This window comes from Tersicoccus phoenicis (assembly GCF_001968835.1).
GTDB classification, from domain to species: domain Bacteria; phylum Actinomycetota; class Actinomycetes; order Actinomycetales; family Micrococcaceae; genus Tersicoccus; species Tersicoccus phoenicis.
This window is the reverse complement of sequence record NZ_MRDE01000074.1, coordinates 1-23,068: the sequence shown is the minus strand read 5'-3', so window position 1 is coordinate 23,068 and position 23,068 is coordinate 1. Positions and strand designations below refer to the sequence as shown.

The 23,068-nt window shown below is 69.5% G+C and carries 21 protein-coding genes; 13 read left to right on the top strand and 8 right to left on the bottom strand.

Features of this window, described 5'->3' with window-relative positions:
• Positions 1-3: 3 nt before the first annotated feature.
• Entirely contained in the window at positions 4-810 is an 807-nt protein-coding gene (locus BKD30_RS15665; protein ID WP_083956445.1) for a hypothetical protein, read from the bottom strand.
• A 142-nt stretch (positions 811-952) separates the two neighbouring features.
• Positions 953-1,645 (bottom strand): DUF6318 family protein, encoded by a 693-nt coding sequence (locus BKD30_RS15965; RefSeq protein ID WP_143588191.1) that lies wholly within the window; start codon positions 1,643-1,645, stop codon positions 953-955.
• 312 nt (positions 1,646-1,957) lie between these two features.
• Here BKD30_RS15965 and BKD30_RS12420 point away from each other — a divergent pair, with 312 nt between their 5' ends.
• From BKD30_RS12420 to BKD30_RS12410, 3 genes are all read left to right on the top strand, one after another.
• Entirely contained in the window at positions 1,958-2,131 is a 174-nt protein-coding gene (locus tag BKD30_RS12420; RefSeq protein ID WP_076705139.1) for a DUF1059 domain-containing protein, read from the top strand.
• Complete coding sequence (locus BKD30_RS12415; RefSeq protein WP_076705138.1) at positions 2,128-3,303, top strand: EAL domain-containing protein; 1,176 nt, start codon at positions 2,128-2,130, stop codon at positions 3,301-3,303. Before BKD30_RS12420 ends, BKD30_RS12415 begins: the two co-directional genes overlap by 4 nt.
• Positions 3,304-3,366: 63 nt before the next feature.
• Positions 3,367-3,783, top strand: coding sequence for a pyridoxamine 5'-phosphate oxidase family protein (locus BKD30_RS12410; protein ID WP_076705049.1), 417 nt, complete (start codon positions 3,367-3,369; stop codon positions 3,781-3,783).
• Positions 3,784-3,854: 71 nt separating this feature from the next.
• Here the strand turns inward: BKD30_RS12410 and BKD30_RS12405 are convergent, their stop codons facing one another.
• Both BKD30_RS12405 and BKD30_RS12400 read right to left on the bottom strand, forming a co-directional pair.
• Complete coding sequence (locus BKD30_RS12405; RefSeq protein ID WP_235861678.1) at positions 3,855-4,226, bottom strand: RNA-binding S4 domain-containing protein; 372 nt, start codon at positions 4,224-4,226, stop codon at positions 3,855-3,857.
• A 2-nt stretch (positions 4,227-4,228) separates the two neighbouring features.
• A complete protein-coding gene (locus tag BKD30_RS12400; protein ID WP_076705047.1) occupies positions 4,229-5,626 on the bottom strand; it encodes an MFS transporter in 1,398 nt (465 codons plus the stop codon).
• Between the two features lie 112 nt (positions 5,627-5,738).
• Between BKD30_RS12400 and BKD30_RS17120 the strand changes: the two genes are divergently transcribed.
• The gene (locus BKD30_RS17120) at positions 5,739-5,984 is read left to right on the top strand and encodes a type II toxin-antitoxin system Phd/YefM family antitoxin (RefSeq protein WP_076705135.1); all 246 of its coding nucleotides are present in this window, start codon (positions 5,739-5,741) and stop codon (positions 5,982-5,984) included.
• A gap of 115 nt (positions 5,985-6,099) precedes the next feature.
• On the opposite strand, the gene BKD30_RS12390 is transcribed toward BKD30_RS17120, so the two are convergent.
• On the bottom strand, positions 6,100-7,977 hold the full coding sequence (locus BKD30_RS12390; RefSeq protein WP_159440579.1) for an HNH endonuclease signature motif containing protein: 1,878 nt from the start codon (positions 7,975-7,977) through the stop codon (positions 6,100-6,102).
• 182 nt (positions 7,978-8,159) lie between these two features.
• Here BKD30_RS12390 and BKD30_RS12385 point away from each other — a divergent pair, with 182 nt between their 5' ends.
• The 3 genes from BKD30_RS12385 to BKD30_RS12375 all read left to right on the top strand — a co-directional run bounded on the left by BKD30_RS12385 (position 8,160) and on the right by BKD30_RS12375 (position 9,842).
• The gene (locus BKD30_RS12385; RefSeq protein WP_076705042.1) at positions 8,160-9,053 is read left to right on the top strand and encodes a ribonuclease Z; all 894 of its coding nucleotides are present in this window, start codon (positions 8,160-8,162) and stop codon (positions 9,051-9,053) included.
• Between the two features lie 151 nt (positions 9,054-9,204).
• Positions 9,205-9,450, top strand: a complete 246-nt coding sequence (locus BKD30_RS12380) for a type II toxin-antitoxin system Phd/YefM family antitoxin (protein WP_076705133.1) — start codon at positions 9,205-9,207, stop codon at positions 9,448-9,450.
• Positions 9,447-9,842 carry a PIN domain-containing protein gene (locus BKD30_RS12375; RefSeq protein ID WP_076705040.1) on the top strand — a complete coding sequence of 132 codons (396 nt, stop codon included), beginning with the start codon at positions 9,447-9,449 and terminating at the stop codon, positions 9,840-9,842. The genes BKD30_RS12380 and BKD30_RS12375 overlap by 4 nt, the downstream gene beginning before the upstream one ends.
• A gap of 5 nt (positions 9,843-9,847) precedes the next feature.
• On the opposite strand, the gene BKD30_RS12370 is transcribed toward BKD30_RS12375, so the two are convergent.
• Genes BKD30_RS12370 through BKD30_RS12360 form a run of 3 tightly spaced genes read right to left on the bottom strand, consistent with a single transcriptional unit; the run spans position 9,848 to position 11,718 of the window.
• A complete protein-coding gene (locus tag BKD30_RS12370; RefSeq protein ID WP_083956440.1) occupies positions 9,848-10,216 on the bottom strand; it encodes a DUF898 family protein in 369 nt (122 codons plus the stop codon).
• 60 nt (positions 10,217-10,276) lie between these two features.
• On the bottom strand, positions 10,277-10,918 hold the full coding sequence (locus BKD30_RS16345; protein WP_076705036.1) for a DUF4352 domain-containing protein: 642 nt from the start codon (positions 10,916-10,918) through the stop codon (positions 10,277-10,279).
• Positions 10,915-11,718: a hypothetical protein gene (locus BKD30_RS12360; protein ID WP_076705033.1), complete on the bottom strand. Its 804-nt coding sequence runs from the start codon at positions 11,716-11,718 to the stop codon at positions 10,915-10,917. The genes BKD30_RS16345 and BKD30_RS12360 overlap by 4 nt, the downstream gene beginning before the upstream one ends.
• 284 nt (positions 11,719-12,002) lie before the next feature.
• Between BKD30_RS12360 and BKD30_RS16340 the strand changes: the two genes are divergently transcribed.
• From BKD30_RS16340 to BKD30_RS12330, 6 genes are all read left to right on the top strand, one after another.
• Positions 12,003-14,498, top strand: coding sequence for a hypothetical protein (locus BKD30_RS16340; protein WP_076705031.1), 2,496 nt, complete (start codon positions 12,003-12,005; stop codon positions 14,496-14,498).
• Positions 14,499-14,516: 18 nt separating this feature from the next.
• Complete coding sequence (locus BKD30_RS12350) at positions 14,517-16,118, top strand: class I SAM-dependent DNA methyltransferase (RefSeq protein WP_218189303.1); 1,602 nt, start codon at positions 14,517-14,519, stop codon at positions 16,116-16,118.
• Entirely contained in the window at positions 16,115-17,296 is a 1,182-nt protein-coding gene (locus tag BKD30_RS12345; protein ID WP_143588190.1) for a restriction endonuclease subunit S, read from the top strand. The genes BKD30_RS12350 and BKD30_RS12345 overlap by 4 nt, the downstream gene beginning before the upstream one ends.
• Positions 17,293-18,405, top strand: a complete 1,113-nt coding sequence (locus BKD30_RS12340; protein ID WP_143588189.1) for a PDDEXK nuclease domain-containing protein — start codon at positions 17,293-17,295, stop codon at positions 18,403-18,405. The genes BKD30_RS12345 and BKD30_RS12340 overlap by 4 nt, the downstream gene beginning before the upstream one ends.
• A 356-nt stretch (positions 18,406-18,761) precedes the next feature.
• On the top strand, positions 18,762-21,959 hold the full coding sequence (locus BKD30_RS12335; RefSeq protein WP_076705025.1) for a type I restriction endonuclease subunit R: 3,198 nt from the start codon (positions 18,762-18,764) through the stop codon (positions 21,957-21,959).
• A gap of 192 nt (positions 21,960-22,151) precedes the next feature.
• Positions 22,152-23,068 (top strand): IS1380 family transposase (locus BKD30_RS12330; protein ID WP_076705022.1); only part of this gene is annotated, 917 nt, incomplete at its 3' end.

Here is a 23,068-nt window from a genome sequence, read left to right as displayed (position 1 = left end):
TGGTCAGCGGGTCGGCATGCCGCAGGCCCAGCCGGTCGGGTTGGCGGCACAGTCGTCGGCGACGTTGGCCGCCTTCGCCCGCCAGACCGTGAGGCCGACCGGAGCGCTGTCCACGCTGATGGTCCCCGCGATCGGCTGGTAGGGAAGCCCGTTGTAGGTGTATTCGCCGCGGTAGATCGTGGTGACCGTGACCCCGACGGTGCCGGTCGCCCGGTAGATGTGGCTGGTCGCGGTCTTCGTCCCCCACTGGGCCCGCGCCACGGGCCCTCCAGGATTCTCGACCGGGCCGAGGCTGCTGCCGTCGCCGTAGTGGAACGTGTAGGCGACGGGAGTGGCCCGGATGGTGATGTCGAAGTTCTGGATCCGGGTGGCGAACGTCTGTGTCCGGCCGACGGCGTAGACGTTGGTCTCGGCGCCGCGCAGGGTATGCGGCGAGGGCTGCACCACGCTCGAGGCCGCCAGCACGTTCATCCGGCGCAGGTCCGCCACGGTGACCGTCGGCGAGGTGACCTTGACCGGCTTGCCGTTGGGTGCGGCGAGCACGGGTAGGCCGTCCAGGGTGCAGTAGACGCCTCCGATCGCCTCCCAGCTACCCACCTTGCCGTTCATCGTCGGTCGGACCGAGGCCCGGAAGCCGGCATCGCCGGGCCGGGTCGCACAGATCGCGTCGGACACGCATGACTGGTTCGGGTTCGCCCCGCTGCAAATGTTCTCGTACCGGATCTCGTACGTCACCTTCGGCCCGACCTGCCCAACGGTGATGATCGGCTTGCCGGCAGGGATCGCAGTGCCGTCGACAGATCGGGTCACATCGCCCGCTTTAGCCAGAGTGAATTGATTCGTCGCGTCGTTAGAGTTCCCTCGGATATCCTTCACAGGCGGCGCGTCATCTGCAACTGCGGCGGCCGCCCCCCCGACGAGGCTAGCTACTAGAAGAACGGTCGCGATGACGCTACGACTTGACCGGATCATAATTGATCAAACTCCACGATGTGCCGCGATACTCGATCGCGAGAAGAAAAAATAAGTCGTTTACGCCGCTACTTCGGGAGGCGATCTTTCCCGAACTCGTGTACGTCACGTATGGCGCCTGGTCGATCCTAACAATCACCACATACTGCCCATTTATATCGGGAACGAACCCATCCCGCAATTGCAAATGATTAGAAAGTTTTCCGCCAGCGGCCCACCCGCCTGCCGGCACATTGGTGTCAATCGAGTCGTATAGACTAATGCAGTCGACGCACTCCTTGTTCGAGACACTTCGAACGGGCTTCGTGTCGTTGTTCTCGTACGCATATGACAAAGCCTGAACCCAGTACCCCGCGTACGCCCGAAGCCCCGCCTCTGTCTTCTGCTTCGCAGCCGCCGGCATCGTCGGCTTGGGCAGGTTCCGGGCAGGACCCTTGGCGCTGCCGGCCGTCGGTCTCGGATCCGCGGACGGCGTCGGGCTGGTCGAGGGAGATCCGGCCGAAGGCGAGCTAGCCGAAGGCGAACCGGACACCACCGGCGTCGCGCCCGGGCCGCTGGAGGCCCCACCGGAGACCGACGAGCTGCCCGATGCCCCCGGCGTGTCCGTCGCCGAGGCCTCACCGGTGCAGCCGGACAGGGCGAGCGTGCCCGTCATCAGCACCGCCGCCGTCATGGTGGCCGTCCGCCACCGTCGTCCCGCTGTCACCATGTGTCCCCCGCTCGGTCAGCACGATCGACCAGACCCGGTCGACCGACGTCACCCCTGCGCACACCGCCACGCTCGTGGCCACAGCGTACCCGACCGTGTGCCCAGTGCACAGAGTTGTCCACAGGTCCAGGAGACCATCAGCCGCCGATCGGCACCCGTCCCGCCTTTCCCCCGACACCCACCCTGCCGATAGTGACCTCCGTATCTGTCACACGAGGTGACAGATGCGCGGCCGACACGGATGCGGCCGCTGATTCGTCCGACAAGGGAGTGTCCATGAAGTCCTTCGCCTGTGGTGACGTGGTGCCGGGTTGCCAGGCCCGCTGGGTGTGCAGCACCGACGAGGAGATCCTGTTCCAGGTCGCCCAGCACGCCCGTGCCAGCCACGGCCTGACCGAGGTCCCCGCCACCCTGGTCCAGTCCGTGCGCGACGCCATCGTCATCCACTGAGCGAGCCAGCGCCGGACGCCGCCGTCTGGGCCGACCGGTTCGACGACGTCCTCTCCGGCGCGGCCCTGGCCCGCGGCGCCATCGACACCGCCTACCAGCCGATCGTCGACATCGCACGCGGCACTGTCGTCGGCTACGAGGCGCTGGCCAGGTTTCCCGGTTTCGCCGAGCGCAATCCCGAGCAGTGGTTCGCCAACGCCCGCGGTCACGGCTGCGCCGCCGAGCTGGAGGCCGCGGCGCTGCGCTGCGCCCTACGGCACCGGCGCACCCTGCCGGCGAACTGCTTCCTCACCGTCAACGTCTCGCCCGACCTACTGGTCAGCGAGCCGGTCCGCGCGGTCTGGCGGGAGGAAGCGGGCCGCAGCGGTGACCTCGGCGGGCTGGTCGTCGAGCTGACCGAGCAGGCCCCGATCGACTCCTACGCCGAGCTGGAGGCCGATCTGAACGTGCTGCGGTCCGCCGGCGCGCTGATCGCCGTCGACGACGCCGGTGCCGGGTACGCCGGGCTGCAACACCTGGTCCGGCTGCGGCCCTCCCTGATCAAGATCGACCGCGCGCTGATCCAGGACGTCGACATCGACGAGACCAAACGCGCTCTGGTGGAGCTGGTCGGCACGTTCGCCAGCCGGATCGACGCGTGGGTGCTCGCCGAGGGGATCGAACGGGCCGAGGAGCTGGCCACCCTCGCCGACCTCGGGGTGCCGCTCGCGCAGGGCTACCACCTGGCCCGACCCGGGCCGCCCTGGGCGGGCATCAAACCGGCCGTCGCCCTGCGCCTCGCGGTCACCGCCCACCCGCACCGCACGACGGACCGGGAGAACGACGTCGGTGCGCGGACCGTGCGCGCCGCCCTGGAACCGGTCCCGACCGTCACCGACCTCGCCGAGGCGCCGGGCAGGTTCACCGACGGACCCCACCTGAACGCCGTCGTGCTGCTGGACGAGCTGGACCGGCCCGTCGCCGTGCTCGAGTCGACGGTCGACCTGTATGCGCTGGCCCCCGGGATGCGAGTCAACGTGCACACCCCGCTGCCGGAGGCCCTTGAGCGGGCGGTCACCCGGCCCGGCGCCCAGCGGTTCGAGCCGCTGCTGGTGACGGACGCGGCGGGCCGTTACGTCGGCATCGCCCGGATCGAACGGCTGATCACCGCGCTGACGCGTCTGATGGACTGACCAGTCGGGCCCGCTCCGTGAAGGTGGGCCCGTTCTTCGCGGTCTCCGACCTACACTGACGACATGAGCGCGCAACCGGAGCACGGGACCGTCCAGAACCTGAGCCAACACGACTGCTGGGAAGCGATGCGCGCCGCCGACGTCGGCCGTCTGGGCGTCATCATCGACGGGCACCCGGAGATCTTCCCGGTCAACTTCGTGGTCGACCACGGCACCGTGGTGTTCCGCAGCGCGGAGGGCAGCAAGGTCGACGGCGCCCTGTCCGGTCAGCCGCTGGCCTTCGAGGCGGACGGGGTGGACGACGGGCGGGCGTGGAGCGTGCTGGTCAAGGGGTACGCCGAGTGGCCGCACGACGTCGACGACGCCATCTCCGTCGTCGCGCTGCCCCTGTTCCCGTGGCAGGCCGGGGAGAAGAACCGGTTCGTCCGGGTGGTGCCGACCGAGATCACCGGCCGCCGGTTCCCCGTCCAGACGCGCTGAACTGCGTCACCGGCGCGTTCGATGACGGCGCTTCGTCACCCACCCCGCAGGCGCCGCCCACCCCGCAGTCGTCACCCACCCCGCAGGCGCTCCATGTCGCGGCGGTCCTTTTTTGTGGGGCGCCCGGTCCCGCGGTCCCGGACGGGAACCTGTGGGATCGCGACCCGGCGCCGTTCCGGGGTGCGGTCGATGTAGCACTGCTGGGCGGCGGGGGCCCCGACACGCTTGGCGATCAGGCGCGTGACCTCGAGGATGCGGTCGAAGCCGTTCTGCCGCACGCGCACAGTCGTGCCGGGCACCACGGTCTGGGCCGCCTTGGCGGGATTGCCGTCGATCCGCACGTGCCCGGCCCGGCAGGCCGCCGTCGCCGCGGACCGGGTCTTGTAGAGCCGGACCGCCCACAGCCAGGCGTCCACCCGAACGGATCCGCCGTCGTCGGGCACGGTCAGCGCCGTTCCAGCACCGGGAGGGCGCCGGTCTCGGGGATCTGGGTGCCGCGCAGGGAAGCGCCGGCGGTCTCCTTGAAGCACGGCATCGCGATCAGGCCGATCACGCACGCCGCCATCATGTAGAGAGCCGGGAACAGGTCGAAGCCGGTGCCCTGGATGACGGCGTCGCTGACCAGGGGCGCCGTGCCGCCGAAGGCCGCCGTCGCCACGTTGTAGGAGATCGCGAAGCCGGCGTAGCGCACCTGGGTGGGGAACATGGCCGGGAAGGTCGCCGAGATGGTGGACAGCTGCGGCAGGTACAGGATGCCGAGCACGGCGAACGCGACGATGGCCCAGCCGAACCCCTGGCGCATCAGCAGGAACAGCGGGATGGACAGGACCAGCAGCCCGATCAGCGACGTCAACCACATCGGCTTGCGACCGACCCGGTCCGAGAGGGCTCCGCTGAACGGGATGAGCGCCATCATCACCAGCTCTCCGATCAGGATGGTGGCCGTCGCTGCGGACGGGTCCAGCCCGATGGTGGTCTGCAGGTACGTCGGCAGATAGGTCAGCAGGGTGTAGTTGGCGACGTTGAGGGCGATCACCATGGCGAACATGGTCAGGATCGGGCGCCAGTACTGGGCCAGGAGTTCCTTCAGACCGCCGAACGCGGAACTCTCGGCCTTCTCCTCGGGCTCGATCTCCTGGAACACGGGGGTCTCGGCGAGCCGGGTCCGCAGGTAGAAGCCGACCAGGCCGAGCGGCAGGGCGATGAAGAAGGGCAGGCGCCAGCCCCAGCCGGCCATCGCGTCCTCACTGAGCAGCAGCTCGAGGACGAGCACGACGGCGGATCCGGCCGCGAAGCCGGCCAGGGTGCCGAACTCGAGGAAGCTGCCCCGGCGGCCGCGCTGCCGGTCAGGGGCGTACTCGGCCATGAAGGTCGCCGCTCCCCCGTACTCGCCGCCGGTGGAGAAGCCCTGGATGACACGGAGGGTGATCAACAGGATGGGTGCCCAGACGCCGATCGTGTCGACACTGGGGATAAGGCCCATGCAGAAGGTGGCGCCGGCCATCAGGACGATGGTGGTGGCCAGGACGGTCTTGCGGCCCAGCTTGTCGCCGAGGGGCCCCCAGATGAAGCCACCGAGGGGACGGAGCACGAAGGAGACGGCGAAGCCGAGCATCGTGCCGATGCTCCCGAGCTCGCCGGGGAAGAAGTTCAGCGTGATGTAGGTGGTGAGGGTGGCGTAGACGCCGTAGTCGAACCACTCGGTGGCGTTGCCCAGGGCGGAGGCGGTGATCGCCTTCCGGAGGGTGCTGCGGCCTTCGGCCGTATCGGGGTCAGGGGCGCCGTACGCGGCGCTCGCGTTCTCGGTGTTTCCGGCGTTCTCGGGGGTCGCTGCGGAAGTCACAGTCCTCGTTCCCGGCGCGCCGGTTGACCCGCTGACGCCGTCGTCGATCGGTTTTGTGCGTGTCCACCCTACGCCAGTCGTCGCAGCAGGTCAGGTCGGTAGTGTGGTGACCATGGGTGTCATCCCGTTGCAGGAGCTCTGCGAGCACGGTGCGGAGGTACTCCGGAAGGTTGAGGCCGGAGAGGATTTCACGGTCGTCGTTGACGGGCGGCCGGTCGCCGAACTCGTCCCCGTGGGGCCACGCCGATGGGTGAAGGGGCCTGAGCTGGCGCGGGTCTGGGACGCTTCCCCGGCGCAACATGCGGGAGACGGACCCGAACCGTTGGGCGCCGAACTCGTCGATCCGTTGAGACCCTGACAGCCAGCGGCCCGTATCCGCCGACGCTCAACGGCTACGCCGATGCTCGACAGTCACTACGGTGCGGGCAGCCTGCAGCGGCCGTGACCTCGTGCGGCCGGCGTCGGCCCTTACCTCAGAAGGGCGGCGGCTCCGGCTCGGAGACGTACCGCCGACCGGCCGGGGACGTCCAGATCAGCCGATCTGACCCGTCGGTACCGACCCCGGCACCGGTGTCCGGAGACTCCGCCTCGACGGACCACCCGGAGTGGTGCTTGAGCACGTGGTGTTTCCGGCATGCGTGTCCCAGATTCTGCGGCGTGGTCTCGCCGCCGTCGGCCCAGGGCACCACATGGTCGATGTCGCAGGTGGCGGCCGAGCGTCGGCAGCCCGGGAATCGACAGGTGCCGTCCCGGATCTGCAGCGCGTTGCGCAATCGATCGGGGATCCGGTACTGCCGACCGTTGGTGAGCACCACCGGGACGACCCGCGCCGCGTCGCCCGGTGCCGGGCCGGGTGCATCGATCTGATCGGCGATGACGGCGATCATGAAGGAGGCTGCTCGGGCGGCAAGGTCACGCGCGTCGGACGCTGCGATCGGGCCGAAGGCGCCGAGGATCGCGGGGCCGTCAGCGGCCTCGTCGCGGCCATCCTCGTCAGTTTCGGCATCTCTCGATCGCAGTAACGTGGCGGCCGGAACCGTGAGAAGGATGCGGGGCGCTGCCGGCTCGTCGGCGATGTAGCCGGTCCTGCTCGAACCGGCCCCTCCGGCCCACCGGACGCGACCGGTGCGGGTGGAGCCGCGAGCCACGCCGGTTCCGGTCCCGGTCCTGCCGGAACCGGCCCCGCCGGTCCTGGTCGAACCGACCCCGCCGGTGGTGGTCGAACCGGCTCCGCCGGCTCCCTCGGTGACAATGTCGGCGTCCGTGCTGGCCCCGTCGGCGACCGCGTCCTCCGTGCTGGCCCCGTCTCCTCCGGCACCGTCGGCGGCCTCATCGGCAGCCCCATCGGCGTCCGTGCCGGCGTCCATGAGGCTCCACTTGGACAGGAGGTCAGCGAGCACATCGGCACGAAGCTGCCCGATCGTCCGTGGCGGGGGAACCGGGCGGACGAACCCGGCGCCGGTGCCATCCCCGAGCCCGCCACCACCTCGCCCCGCCGGCGTATCGCCCTGCTCGGTGAATCCACCAGCGCCAGCCGTGCCCGTTCCGGTCCCGCCGTCGGGAACTGCCGACCGCGCCGCGTCGCTCTCCTGAAGTCGCCGGGCCATGGCGGAGAGCCGGCCGTCGATGCGCCAGGCCACAGCCGCTGGCAGCAACGCCGACAGTCGCGCCATGCCATCGCGGTCCGGCGAGATCCGCACATAGCGCTCGGCCCGGGCCTCCTGGTGCCGCTGTGCGAACGAGGTCGGATGGCACTGCTCCCGCAGCCGGCGCGCCCGGACGCTCAACTGGCCCGTGGTGTTGCCGCGCATCGCTGGGCTCAGCAGTCCGGCCTCCGTCAGCGCCAGGGCGCGGGAGAAGGGCTCGGCCTGCTGCTCGGAGATGCTGGCTTCAACATCGCAGACGTACTCCTGCGTCTCGTCGACGATGAGCGCGGCGGCAGAGGCCGTCACGTGCCCGCCCCGCAACGCGGCGTCGGTCGCCGGCAGTTGCCCGGCCAGGATTTCCGCGCGCCTGAGCAGGTGAAAGGCCGCGCCTTCGCAGAGTTGCAGCGCACCGGCGATCTCCGAGATGCCCGTCCGCTCGCCGATCGCGATCTGGTCGGCGCGGGACAGCCCGCGTCGACCCGCAACGGACGCAGGGTCGGCGTCGTCGTCGTCGAACGCGCGGTACTCATCCACCCAGCGATGCTGATCCTCCCGAGCCGCACGCATGGTGGACACGACCAGCCGATGCTTCGTCCAGGTGAGCCAGGACTCGAGCCGGCGCACGTCCTCCAGCGCCGCCGCGGCCGTTTCCAGGCTCAGGGTCTCGCTCACCTCCGCCAGCCGCCCGACGGCATCGGTGGGCACGATAGCAGGAAGTCCTGGCACCACCGGACCGGCAGCGCCGTCACCGAACAGGTCGGCCGACAGTGGCGGCTGCTCCGGTGCCGAAGACTTCTTCTTCATGTCTCCACTACACCAACCACCACCCACAGAACTCGTCGAATCGGGTCGCCTGTGGATAACTCTGACAGTGGCACACTCGACCCATGCGTGAACTCGTCGTCCTCGGCACCGCCTCCCAGGTGCCCACGAGGGACCGCAACCACAACGGGTACCTACTGCGCTGGGACGGCGACGGTCTGCTGTTCGACCCCGGCGAGGGCACCCAGCGGCAGATGATCGGCGCCGGCGTCTCAGCCACCCAGATCACGCGCATCTGCCTGACCCACGTGCACGGTGACCATTGCTACGGGCTGCCCGGTGTCCTCTCGCGGATGGCCCTCGACCGTGTCCCGCACCCCGTTCACCTGCACTTTCCCGCCTCGGGCGAGGTGGTCGTCCGTGCGCTGGTCGCCCTGGCGACCCCCGGCGTCGACCTCCGGTTGCACCCGCACGACGACGGCGGGGAGGTCGCCCCGGGCCTGCACGTGCGGCCCCTGGACCACCGCATCGAGGCCTACGGCTACCGCCTGGTCGAACCCGACGGTCGCACGATGCTGCCCGCGCGGCTGCAGGCGGCCGGCATCGAGGGGCCCGACGTCGGGCGGCTCCAGCGGGAGGGCCGGCTCGGCGGCGTGCGGCTGGACGACGTGAGCGTGACCCGACCCGGACAGAGGTTCGCCTTCGTCATGGACACCGCCCCGTGCGCCGGGGCCGAGGAGCTGGTCGACGGCGCGGACGTGCTGGTGGCTGAGGCGACGTTCGCCGACGACGACGCCGACCTGGCCGCGCGGTACCGGCACCTCACGGCCGGGCAGGCGGGCGAACTGGCCCGTCGTGGCGGTGTGGGCACCCTCGTCCTGACCCATTTCTCTGCCCGGTACGGCGACGTCGCTCCCCTGGCCGAGCAGGCCCGGGCGCGGTCCGGGGACGCAACCGTCATCGCCGCCAACGACCTGGACCGGATCGGGTTTCCCGGTCGGCGCGCGCGACGTGCGTAGTGGCTAGTGGCGCGAGGTAAGGGACAAGATGGCCGGATTCGCCGCTGTGGAGCCGCGTGGAGCCATGCGTCGGCACCGAGTAGAAGATTATCTCCGGCGGCTCCAAGGGCCCTGATTCCACCGCCGTAGCAGAACTGCTACCTTGGTGGGCATGGGCGTGATCCCGCAGAAAGAACTCCGCAACCACGTGGGCGAGGTGCTTCGCCGCGTCGAGTCCGGCGAGGTGTTGACCGTGACCGTCGCCGGCAGGCCGGTAGCGGAGCTGCATCCGGCGTCCCGGCGCCGTTGGGTCAGTGGTCCATCCCTGACGAAGGTCTGGCAGGAGCCCGCACCTCAAACCCTCGAGGCCGACCTGACCCAGCTCGACGCCGGTTTGGCGGACCCCTTCACGTCATGAGAGTCGTCCTCGACACGTCGGTGCTCATCGCGAACGACGCGCCCGTCGACGTCGAAGCCGCCATCAGCGTCGTCTCGCTCACCGAGCTTCACTTCGGTGTCCTGGTAGCCACCGACGACGACGAGCGGGCCCGCCGCACCGTTCGACTGGCCACCGTCGAAGCGGCCTTCGAACCAATCCCGATCACACTTGAGATCGCGCGGACGTGGGGGCGACTGGCCGCCGCGGTACGGCAACGAGGCGGCCAGCCACGGCGCCGCCAGATCGATCTCGCCATCGCCGCGACGGCCGCCGTCGAGCGCGTGCCTCTACTCACCCACAATCTCGCCGACTTCGCGTTGATCAACGATTTGGTCGACGTCCGGCGCCCTCCGACAGCGTCAGCCGGCTGAGCCGATCAGGCGAGCACCGTGTTCTCGGTGCGCCACTTCATCATTCGCGGAGCCACCCAGAACGAGTAGATCCCCAGCGTGATCAGGCACAGCAGGAACCACTTGACCCAGAGACCGAACATGGCGCTACCGCTGCCGACGAACTTGAGTTGGTGACCGTTCAGGTAGGTGTTCTCGGCACGCCAACGCTCCGACATGACGATGGCGTACGGGTAACCGAAGCCGAGCGTGAAGACGATGAGCAGTGCGCCGACGAGTTCGGTGGCGAACCAGGTGCCGGCACCCCCGCGGAACTCGTAGAGCGAGCCGGCGCCGTGCGCCACGGGCCCCCTGACGGGCGCGTACTGCGCGTTGGTAGACAGTGACTGGGTCATGGTGTTCCCCCGATGATGCGAGCGATGAAGGGGCCGGAAGCCCAACGGTAAGGGACGCCTTCACACCTTGACCGGCACCCGGGCCGCCTCCTGTAGCAGCTGGTCGGTGACGATGACCGTCGTCGGGCCCTTCGCGATGTCGAAGGCGACCACGCCGCGGGTCTTGTCCCCCGCCGGCACTTCACCGGATCCGAGCTGGCCGTCCGCCCCGAGGATTGTGTCCGACTTCCGTCCTTGCGCGTCCTTGGCCGCGAAGTAGAGCGGGTTCGACGTCGTCGTGCCCTTCTCCGTCTCCCAGAGCACGTCGAGGACGAGGTAGCCGCCCTTGGTCGGCGCGGGCGCGAACTGGCCGACCGACCCCGTGCTGTACTTCGCCGACACGATGGTGATCCGGGCGACGTTCCCCTTGCCCATGTCCGCGGTGAAGGGCTTGCCGACGACGGGACCGGCCGGTGTGGCATCGGCGGCAGCGGCGGACGACGGTGCGGCAGAGGATACTGCCGAGGAAGCTGCAGCCGTGGAATCGGAGTCCGCCGCCGTCGTGCTGGATCCGCAGGCCGCGAGGCTGCCGGCCAGGGCGAGCCCGGTGGTGACGGTGCCGATGCGGCGCAACGAGCTGCGGGACAGGGTGGTGCGGAACATGGTGATCTCCTGACTGATGGTGTGGCTGGCGCTGTGACTGGTGGTGATGGTGGCGTTCACTGCTTCTCCCAGGACCCGCAGCGCTGGGTGCTGAAGTCCTGGCCGGCGGCGAGGGTGACGACGGGGCGGCCCCCACCCGGGAGGTCGTTCTCGATGATGTCGCCGCCGTTGGACCCGCTGGCGTAGATGCCCCAGTAGCAGGTGCTGCCCACGGCCGCGGTGGTCCGGTACGTGCCCGGCGCGAGGTCGGTCCCGACCGTCCAGGTGCCGTCCGAGACGGTGTTGGCTGCCTTGGTCTGCTCCGTCTTGGTGACGGCGGCCTCGCGTTTCTTGACCGCCGCTTCGGCGTCCTTGACGGTGCCCTCGGCCTTCGCCACGGCGGTCTCCCGGGCCGCGACGTCCGTCTCCCGGCCCGAGATCCCGTTCTCGAGGACCAGGTACTTCTCGCGCTCGGCCGTGTACTTCTCCTGCTCGGCCGCGTAGTCGGTGCGCAGCTGGTCGCGCTCCCCCTCGACGGCCTGCTTGTCCCGGGTGAGGCTCTGGTACGCCTCCGACGTCGTCGGGTCGGCAATGGCGCCGCCGACGACGACGCCGCTCAACAGCGCGGTGACAGCCACGGCACTCGCGATCCACACGGCACGCGACGGACGCCGGCGCGACCGGGTGGCGACGGGCTCGGTCGGCGTCGGGTCGACGCCTTCGGGGTCAGCCGAGTCCGGGTGAGCCAGGTCGGGTCCGGTGGCCGCGTCCGCGTCCTGATGGAGCTCGGCCGGGTCGAGATGGCGGGTTGCGGGGTCGATTGCGCCCGGCTCGGGCGTCTCCGGGTCGTTCGGGCCGGACGTCCACGGGTTCCGGTTCATGGTTCACTCCTGCGATGGGTGCTGATGAGGTCGACGACGGCGGGGCCATCCCCCCTGACGCGTGACCCCGCCGTCCGCGGCACCGTCATCCGGCGTCGCAGGTCAGACGCTAGGAGTCGGCGCGTGTTCAATGGCCGGATCGACCCGATAACCCCTCTTATCGGCGGATCGCGCATTTCGTCGGCGGGGACCGATAGCCTGCCGGTGAGGCAGCGGCCGGGCACGGTGGCGGTGGAAGAGCAAGCCGGTGGGAGCGTCGGCCGGTCGAAGAGCGGAGGGCGGGGATGACGACGGACGGGCGGCTGTGCTTGTCCCTGCCCGACATCGCCGCGCTCACCCGGGTCAAGCGACCGGTCGTGACCGTGTGGCGGACCCGCAGCCGCGGCACCGCCACCCCGTTCCCGACACCGCTGCCGGCCTCGAACGGTGATCAGCAGGAGCGGTTCGACCTCGACGACGTCGTCGCCTGGCTGTCCGCCACCGGCCGCGGCAACAACCCGGCGGCCACCATCGAGGCCGTCCTGCACGCCCGACCGCTCGGCACGGCCGAGGACCGCCGCCGCCACACCGACACCCTGACGGCCCTGCTCGCACTCAGCGCCGCCCTCGGCACTCCCCTGACCGGCCTGACCCGCGCCGACCTGCTCGACGCTGCCGACGCCGAGGACCCCGACGACGCCTGCCTCTACCGGGAGATCGCCGCGCTCGACGGCGGTGTCGGCGGTGGCGCGTCCGGTGACGGCGAGCAGGATGCCGGTGGTGCCCCTGCCGACGTAATTAGTCGTGCCGCCGCTGGCACGGACGGCGACACAGCCAATCGTGTGAACTACTGGACCGATCTGGCCGACCGGACCGCGGATGCTGCCTGGAACGCCGCCGACGCCGTCGAGCTACTGGTCGGCGGCTCGACAGCCGGCGGTTCATCGGCCGGTGGTTCGCTGACCGGCGGCCCCTTGCTCGGTCATTCGCTGCTCGGCGGCTCGCGGCTGACTCCGGTGGCGCATCGGCTGCTCGCCGCACTGGCCGCGGAGCTGGCCCTTCAGCTGACTGCTCGACTGAGCGAGGATGCCGACGAGTTGAGCACCGGGCCGGCCGGGCAACTCAGAGCAGGCTCGACCGGTGATCCACGTACCGGGCCGATCGCGCACGAACTGAAGCCGGTGCTGGTCGATCATTCACCGGGCGGCAGCGACGCGCTGCTCGCCGTCCTGGAGCGGCTCGATGAGGTGATCTACCCGGTCGTGCGCCTGGTCGACGAGAGCGAGGACACCGGCGTCGGCAGCGCCGTCGGTCCCGCCGCCACCGAGGACACCAGCGCCAGTAGCACCGACGGCACGCCCAACGCCGGCGGTGCCGCAGCCACCGCCACCACCGATACCGCAGCCACCGGGCGGCTCACACGCCGTCGACTGTGCGCCCAGCGCCGGCCCTGGGTGTCGTACCGGACCGGTGAGCCGTTACCGACGGCGGCCCTGCACCTGCTGCAGCTGTCCACCAGCACCAGCGCCAGCACCACCGCCGCCACCGACATGCTGGCGGCCGTCGACGCGCTCGCCCTCGAGCTGACCGACGCCGACCGGGCCCTGATCCTCGGACCCGCCGCCGTCCTGACCGACGCCCGGCCGGACGCCGCCGAGACCACCCTGCGCGCCGGCGTCCTGCGCTCGGGCCGGGTGCGCTGCGTGATCCGGCTGCCGGCGGGGCTGCTGCCGGGTCGGCCGCGGGAGGCCCAGGCCCTCTGGGTGCTCGGGCCGGCGTCGTCGTGGCCGGACACGCTCCCCGAGACGGACCAGCGCTACACCCTCGTCGCCGACCTCTCCGCCGGCACCCTGGACGACGTCGTTGTCGGCGATCTGGTCTCCGACATCACCGCGACCCTCGCCGGCGCCGACGGTGACCGCGGCCAGTTCGCCGCTCGCGCCTTCCGGTTCGGCCGGCTGGTGCCGACCCGCACGCTGACCGCCTCCAACGGCGCCCTGGTCGGCGTGGTGACAGGTGCGGAGAAGGAGAAGGGCCCGGCAACGGGCGCCGACAACGGCTCAGGAAGCGGCACGAGGAACGGCGCCACACCGCTCCGGCGCACCACCACCGCATCGCCGGCCGAGCACGCCGTCGCCCTCGAGGCGCTACTGAACGCCGTCGCCGCACCCCTGCCCGGGCTGTCGGGGATCACCGCCACCGCGGTCGCACACGAACCGGTACCGGCCCGGGTGAGCATCGGCGCCGCCATCGACGCCGGCCACCTGCGCTGCCTACCGGGGACAAGATTGAAAGGTGAGACGGAGAGCGACACCGGCACCCCGGTGCTCGGCCCGCCGGAACTGAGTGCCCCGCCACCGGAGACCCGCCACGTCGACCTGCTCGCCTTCACCCGGGACCACCCGGCGGCGCGGCTAACCGAGCCCGGCGACGTCGTCTTCGCCGCTACGCCCCGTCCGGCCGCCGTCGTCGACGTCCACGGTGGCGCCGTCGTCGCCTTCCCCGCCCGGATCCTGCGGATCGACGCCACCGACCCCGGCGGGCTGAGCGCCCACCTGCTCGCCGCGGCCATCAACGCCCAGGAACCCGGGGAACGACGGTGGCGGCAGTGGCGGGTGCCCCGGGTCCCGGAGCCGGAGTCGGCGGCCCTGGCCGCGGCGCTGACCCGCCTGCAGGAGCTGCAACGCCGCACCCGGGAACGCGCCGCCGACCTGCAGCGCCTCGCCGACGACCTGGCCACCGGCGTCGCCGTCGGACGCATTAGCCTGAATCCATCCACCCCCAGCGAACGGAAGCACTGAATGCCGCGCAAGGCCGTCATGGACGCAACTGTCAAAGATGCGTCCACCGTCAAGGAGCTCAAGGACACCCTGTGGAAGGCCGCGGACAAGCTGCGCGGCTCCATGGACGCCTCCCAGTACAAGGACGTGATCCTGGGGCTGGTGTTCCTCAAGTACGTCTCGGACGCGTTCGAGGAGCGGCGGCGGCAGATTCGCGACGAGCTGATCGCAGACGGGGTGAGCGAGGCGCGGGTCGAGGGATTCCTGGACGACGTCGACGAGTACGTCGGGCGCGGGGTGTTCTGGGTGCCCGAGACCGCGCGCTGGGGATATCTGGCGGAGAACGCGAAGGGTCGGCCGGCGCTGGAGGGACAGCCGCCGCAGTCGATCGGGGAGCTGGTCGACGGGGCGATGGAGCACATCATGGGCTCGAACCCGACGCTGGCCGGGACGCTGCCGCGGATCTTCAACCGGGACAACGTGGACCAGCGGCGCCTGGGTGAGCTGATCGACCTGTTCAACTCGGCGCGGTTCACCGGCCAGGGCGGGAGCCGGGCGCGGGACCTGCTCGGGGAGGTCTACGAGTACTTCCTGGAGAAGTTCGCCCGCGCGGAGGGCAAGCGCGGCGGCGAGTTCTACACGCCGGCCAGCGTGGTCCGCGTGCTGGTCGAGGTGCTCGAGCCGACCCGCGGTCGGGTGTACGACCCGTGCTGCGGCTCCGGCGGCATGTTCGTGCAGACGGAGAAGTTCCTGGACGCGCACGAGACGGACCGGACGGCGATCTCCGTGTTCGGTCAGGAACTGAACGAGCGCACGTGGCGGATGGCGAAAATGAACCTCGCCATCCACGGCCTGACGGCGAACCTGGCCTCGCGGTGGGGCGACACGTTCGCGCGGGACCAGCACCCGGACCTGCAGGCCGACTTCGTGATGGCGAACCCGCCGTTCAACATCAAGGACTGGGCCCGGTCCGAGTCGGACCCCCGGTGGGTCTACGGGGTGCCGCCCGCGGGGAACGCGAACTACGCGTGGATGCAGCACATCCTGGCAAAGCTGGCGCCGGGCGGGTCGGCCGGCGTGGTGATGGCAAACGGGTCCATGTCGTCCAACTCCGGCGGTGAGGGCGCGATCCGCGCGCAGCTGGTGGAGGCCGACGTGGTCTCCTGCATGGTCGCGCTGCCGACCCAGCTCTTCCGCTCCACCGGCATCCCGGTGTGCGTGTGGTTCTTCGCGAAGGACAAGACGGCGGGCGAGGGCGGCTCGGTGGACCGGACCGGTCAGGTGCTGTTCATCGACGCCCGGAATCTGGGCCACATGGTGGACCGGGCGGAGCGGTCACTGTCCGACGACGACATCGCCCGGATCGCGGGCACGTATCACGCCTGGCGCGGGTCGCCTTCGGCTGCCGGTGCGGTCTATTCCGACGAGCCCGGCTTCTGCTACTCGGCCTCGCTGGCGGAGATCAAGGCGGCCGACTACGCCCTGACCCCGGGCCGGTACGTCGGTGCGGCAGAAGTGGCCGACGACGGCGAGCCGATCGGGGAGAAGATCGCCCGGTTGATGACGGAGCTGTATGCGCAGTTCGACGAGTCGGAGCGGTTGGCCCGTGTCGTGCGGGAGCAGCTGGGGAGGGTGTCGTGACGGGGCTGAGGACGACTCTCGGCGCCTTAATGCGCGACGGCCACCTGTACTTCAACGATGGTTACCGCACGAAGCGCAGCGAGCACGCGGACGACGGCTTCCGCATCATTCGGGCTGGCGACGTAGCAGACGGATCCATCAGCTTGGATGGATCTGACTTCGTGTCCGCGCAGTTCGTATCGGCCATCGGCGAGAAGGTCGGCGCAGCTGGCGATATCGTCCTCACCACCAAGGGGTCAGTCGGTCGCGTCGGCGTGATGCCTGCGACCAGCGAGCGGGCGGTCTACAGCCCGCAGCTGTGCTTCTTCCGTGTACGAGACCAAGCAGCGATTGACGCAGGGTTTCTGCGTTACTGGTTCCAGAGTGAGGATTTCCTCCGTCAAGCAGCCGACCGCATGAACAACACCGACATGGCGGCCTACATCAACCTGGCTGACATTCGCTCGCTTCAGATCAGCCTTCCGGCTATCAGCGAGCAGCGAGCCATCGCGGAAGTGCTGGGCTCGCTCAACGACAAGATAGCCGCGAATGTGAAGCTGACCCAATCGGCGGACCGTCTCCGCCTGATTCGGTACGGAGCCCTGAAGAAGCCCGACTCACGACCGCTGTCGAGTCTGGCACGGTTTGTGAACGGTAGGGCCTTCACCAAGGGAGCGAGCGGAACGGGACGCGTCGTGGTCCGCATTGCCGAGCTGAACTCCGGAATCGGAGGTTCAACCGTTTTCAGCGACGCTGAGGTCGCGGCCGATCACGAAGCCAACCCTGGCGATCTTCTCTTCGCTTGGTCCGGATCTCTCACGCTTCACCGCTGGTATCGCGATCAAGCGATCGTCAATCAGCACATCTTCAAGGTGGCGGCTGACCAGGGGTATCCACTCTGGCTCGTCGCGGCCGCTATCGATACCCAGATGGAGTATTTTCGTGGCATCGCTGCCGACAAAGCCACCACGATGGGTCATATTCAGCGACGCCATCTCGATGAACTCGTCACCATCCCGTCGGACGAGACCGTCCGGGCGGAGGACGAAGCTATGCACGCGTTGTGGGACGCCGCTCTCTCCGCGGAACGCGAGAACGCCACTCTCGCCGCCACACGCGACGCGCTCCTCCCCCAGCTCATGTCGGGGAAGCTGCACGTCAAGGAGGCCGAGAAGGTGCTGGAGGAAGCGGGCGTATGAACGAGAACCAGGGCGGCGCGGCCGAGCCGAGCGCGGAGATGGCAGCGTCCTTCCCGAGCACGCCGGCTCGGTCGGCCATGCCGTCCTGGTACCCGGAACTCCTCACGTCGGTTGTGCAGCGGGTCTCCTCCGGACAGCGCAGAGCTGTCACCGCGGTCAACCGGGAAGTGCTGGCGACCTACTGGGCCATCGGGCGCGAGATCCTGAACCGTCAGGACCAAGAGGGCTGGGGCACCAGGGTGATCGATCGGCTCGCCGCCGACATTCGTGACCAGTTCCCCGACGCCCGGGGCTTTTCGGCCCGGAACCTGAAGTACATGCGGGCGTTCGCCCAGGCTTGGGATGCGGACGCAATAGTGCAACGCAGCGTTGCACAATTGCCGTGGCGCCACCAGATCGCCCTGATCGAAAAGCTCGACGACACCGAAGCTCGCCTCTGGTACGCCGCGGCCGCCGTCGAGCACGGCTGGTCCCGCGACGTTCTCACTCACCACATCCGGACACGCCTGCGTGAGCGCAGCGGCAAGGCGATCACCAACTTCGCCGCGACCCTGCCACCGTCGGAGTCGGACCTCGCGCAGCAGTCCACGAAGGATCCTTACCTGTTCGACTTCCTCGACCTCACCGACCGGCACAACGAACGGGGACTCGAGAGCCAGCTGGTGGCGCACGTCGAGAAGTTCCTGCTCGAACTCGGGCAAGGATTCGCCTTCGTCGGGCGGCAGGTGCGGCTGGTGGTCGGCGACGACGAGTTCTTCGCCGACCTGCTGTTCTACCACCTGAAGCTGCGCCGCTTCGTGGTCATCGAACTCAAGGCCGTACGGTTCGACCCCGCATTCCTGGGCCAGCTCGGCATGTACATGTCCGCCGTCGACGACCTGCTCGCCCACGACGACGACCAGCCCACGATCGGGCTGCTGCTGTGCGCGTCGAAGAACAACGTCGTCGCCGAGTACGCGCTGCGCGGCTACGCGACGCCGATCGGTGTGGCCGAGTGGACGACCACGCTCACCGAGTCGTTGCCGACCGAGTTCGCCGCCAGCCTGCCGAGCATCGACGAGCTCGAAGCCGAACTGTCCGGTCCATCGGGCACGGATGGCACCGAATGATCCAGGCGGCCCGTTGCTTATCCGCAATACCGCCCGCGTCATTGCACATATGCAATGGACCGGCGAGGCCGTGCCGCGCATCGGCCTGCCAATCGTGCAAGCGTCGCTTGCAACATTGCTCAGGCCGCTCTTCCCGGCAATCTTGCAACGGGCGGTTGCAACATTGGCCTCACGGCGACACGCCCAGCGCATGTGCAACGGTGCGTTGCACAATTCCCACCTCGGCGCTCGCTGCGAGGCGCACGGCCGGCCCTGCACGCCAACCCATCGAACCTCGATGAACCCGCCTACCGACCGCGGCCCTGAGGGAGGCGCCGCTACAGTATGAACCAGGTCTCACTACCCGGGGGAACACCATGAGTCTGCACGCATTTCCCGTCGTCAACGAGGCGGCGTGGGAGAGCGACGCCGTCGAGCACCTGGCCGAACTCGGCTGGGAGCCGCTCACCGGCGAGGCGATCGCCCCCGGCACCGACCAGCGCGACCGCTGGGACGACCCCCTGATCCGGCCCCGGCTGCTGGACGCCATGCGGAGGCTCAACCCGTCCGTGCCGATGCCGTACCTGCAGCAGGCCCTCGCCGAGATCGCCACCCCCACGTCGCAGGACGCGATCACCGAGAACCACCGCATCCACCGCTACCTGGTCGAGGGCTACCGGCTGACCTACCTGGACAGCGACGGCGTCGAGGTCACCCCCACCATCCGGCTGATCGGCGCCCGCCGCGAGGACAACGACTGGCTCGCCGTCAACCAGGTCACCGTCCGCGACCGCGACCACCAACGCCGCTTCGACGTCGTGCTCTACTGCAACGGCATGCCGGTCAGCGTGATCGAACTGAAGGACGCCGGCAGCCTCTACGCCACCGTCGACGCGGCCCACGCCCAGCTGCGCACCTACCTGCGCGAGTTCCCCATGGCGTTCCGGTTCTGCGTCTTCACCCTCGCCACCGACGGGATCACCGCCCGCTACGGCACCCCGTTCACCCCGCTGAACCACTTCTCTCCCTGGAACGTCGACGACGACGGCGCCCGGGTGGAGTCCGCCGTCGACGTCGGCCGCGGGGAGGTTCCGCAGCTGGACACCGCCCTCGACGGGCTCTACGACCAGGACCGGTTCCTGCAGCTGCTGACCGGGTTCACCGCCTTCGCGGAGGGCGCGGACGGGCTGGTCAAGCGGATCGCCAAGCCGCACCAGTTCTTCGCCGTCACCCGCGCCGTCGAGAGCACCGTGCGGGCGGTGCGCACCAACGGCAAGGCCGGCATCGTCTGGCACACCCAGGGCTCGGGGAAGTCGATGGAGATGGAGCTCTACGCCAACGCCGTCGCCCGCCGGCCCGAGCTGAAGAACCCGACCATCGTCGTCGTGACCGACCGGAACGAACTCGACGGGCAGCTCTTCGAGACCTTCGACCACAGCCTGCTGCTGGCCGAGAAGCCCCGGCAGGTGCAGCGCCGCGCCGAGCTGCGGGCCGAGCTGAACAACCGCACCACCGGCGGCATCTACTTCACCACCCTGCAGAAGTTCGGACTCACTCAGGCCGAGCGCGACGCCGGGCTCGAGCACCCCGTGCTCACCGACCGGAGCAACGTCATCGTTATCGTCGACGAGGCGCACCGCTCCCACTACGACGACATCGACGGATACGCCGCGCACCTGAAGCGGGCCCTGCCGAACGCCACCCTGATCGCGTTCACCGGCACCCCGATCTCCTGCGACGAGCGGAACACGCAGGCCGTGTTCGGCGACTACATCGACGTCTACGACCTCACCCGCGCGGTCCAGGACGGCGCGACCGTGCCGGTCTCTTTCGAGCCGCGGCTGATCAAGGTCCGGCTCGCCGAGGGGGTCACGGAGGAGACGCTCGACGACGCCGCCGACGAGGCCACGCTCGGGCTGGACACCACCGAGCGGTCCCGGATGGAGGCCAGCGTCGCGGTGCTGACCGCCGTGTACGGGGCGCCGGAGCGGGTCAGTGCCCTGGCCGCGGATCTGGTGGCCCACTGGGAGGCGCGGCGGACGGCGATGCTGCCGTTTCTCGAGGGTCCGGGCAAGGCGATGGTCGTCGGCGTCACCCGGGAGGTGTGCGCGCGGCTGTATGCGGAAATCGTCAGGCTGCGGCCCGACTGGCACTCCGACGAGCTGGACCGCGGCGTGATCAAGGTGGTCTATTCGGGCAACGCGACCGACCAGCCGCCGGTCTCCGACCACGTGCGGCGGGAATCGGAGAACGCGACCATCAAGCGGCGGCTGAAGGATCCCGACGACGAGCTGCAGCTGGTGATCGTCAAGGACATGATGCTCACCGGGTTCGACGCCCCGCCGCTGCACACGCTGTATCTGGACCGGCCGCTCAAGGGCGCGCTGCTGATGCAGACCCTCGCGCGGGTGAACCGGACGTTCCGCGGCAAGCCTGACGGGCTGCTGGTGGCGTACGCGCCGCTGGCGGAGAACCTGAACAAGGCGCTGGCGGAGTACACGAAGAGCGACCAGGCGAACCGGCCGGTGGGGCGCAACGTCGACGAGGCGGTGGCCCTGGCTCATTCGTTGGTCGGCCAGATCCGGGAGCTGCTGACCGGGCACGACTGGCGGTCTCAGGCGGCCCGGGGTGGGCCGCGGGGGTACATCAACGCGATCCTCGGGGCGGTGAACTACCTGCGGTCACCGTCGACTCCTGGCAACCAGACTTCCTCCTCCTCCTCTGGTTCGGAGACCCTGATGTCGCGGTTCCGGGCATTCACCGGGCAGCTGTCCCGGGCGTGGGCGCTGGCCTGCGGCCGGGAGACGCTCGCGCCACTGCTCGGGGAGATCAAGGCATACGAGCAGATGCGGGTCTGGATGGCCAAGTTCGACGCGCAGGAGCGGCAGGACAGCGGCCAACCGGTGCCGGCCGACATCGCGCGGCTGCTCGCCGGGCTGATCGACGACGCGACGGCGACCGGTGAGGTGCTCGACATCTACGCCGCCGCCGGGCTGCCGAAGCCGTCCTTGGAGGACCTGACGCCAGAGTTCCTGGCCAAGGCGCAGGCGGCCCGGAACCCGTCGCTGGCAATCGAGGCACTGCGGAAGCTGATATCCGAGGAGACCGCGCGGACCACCCGGAACAACACCATCCGGCAGCGGGCGTTCTCGGAGCGGATCACCGAGCTGATGACGAAGTACGCCAACCAGCAGCTCTCCTCGGCGGAGGTGATGGCCGAGATGCTGGAATTGGCCCGGGAAGCGCTGCGCGAGGCGGACCGCGGCAAGCGGTTCACTCCCCCGTTGGCCTCGGATGAGCTGGCCTTCTACGATGCGGTTTCTCAGAACGATTCGGCGGTGGAGCTGCAGGGTGAGGGGGTGCTGGCGGACATCGCCCGAGAACTGGTCACGGTGATGCGCCGGGACGTGCGGACGGACTGGACCGTGCGCGACGACGTCCGGGCGAAGCTACGCTCGTCGATCAAGCGGCTGCTGGCCAAGCACGACTACCCGCCGGACAAGGAGCCGACGGCGATCCTGCTGGTGATGGAGCAAATGGAAGCGATGGCGGCGCGGTGGGGGGAAGTGGCATGAACGCATACCTATCACCACTGCGGGCGCACCAAACACCGAGTGCCTATTTGTTCAGGCCTTTGATGACCTTCTAACCTCGGCCTTTCATGAGGGTGGGTCCGAGGGGGTGTCTGAACGGGGAAAGGTGCTCCTGAACTGGGAAGATGTTGTTACCACACGACATTTTCTACAGATTCAGGGAGCACCCTTCTGGTGAGCAACTCTACCGCCCTGTACCCATCCGTGCGCGTCGATGGCGCAGGTGCCGGGATCGTGTCCGAGGCTGGGGGGCTTCTGCTGACCCGCACTGTCCAGGCCTCGGGTCTCGGTGCGGGGCTGTCCGCCGTGCTCGGACCGTGGCGGAAACCGCTGGCCGTGCATGATCCGGGCAAGATCGTCACCGATCTGGCCCTGTCTCTGGCGATGGGTGGGGACTGCCTTGCCGACGTGGACCGGCTCCGCGCCCAGCCGGCTGTGTTCGGGCCGGTGGCATCGGATCCGACCGTGAGCCGCTTGGTCCGAGCCCTGTCCACGGCGGCGCCGGCGAAGACCCTGAGTGCGATCAACGCCGCCCGCGCCGCGGCCCGGGCCCACGTGTGGTCCCTGGCCGGGAAGCAGTCCCCGATCCACGGTGCGACCGCGGGGGACCCGCTCATCGTGGACCTGGACGCCACCCTCATCACGGCGCACTCGGACAAGGAAGACGCCCGTCCCACCTGGAAGAAGGGCTATGGCTTCCACCCGCTGTGCGCCTTCGTGGACCACGGCGGTGCGGGCACCGGTGAGCCCCTCGCCGTGCTGCTGCGCCCCGGCAACGCCGGGTCGAACACCGCGACGGACCACATCACGGTCACCGGGGACGCGCTGAAGCAGCTGCCGGCCGGGTTCCGGTCGGGGCGGAAGGTCATGGTCCGCACTGACTCGGCCGGGGGCACGCAGGAGTTCGTGCACTGGCTCGCCGCACCCAGGAGGAACCTGGCCTACTCGGTGGGGTTCCCCATCCACGGCGCACTCGACAGGGCCCTGCCGCTCGTCCCGGCTCAGGCGTGGGCGCGGGCCTACAACTCCGACGGGCACGAACGCGACGGGGCCTGGGTCGCCGACGTGACCGGGATGCTGGACCTGTCCGC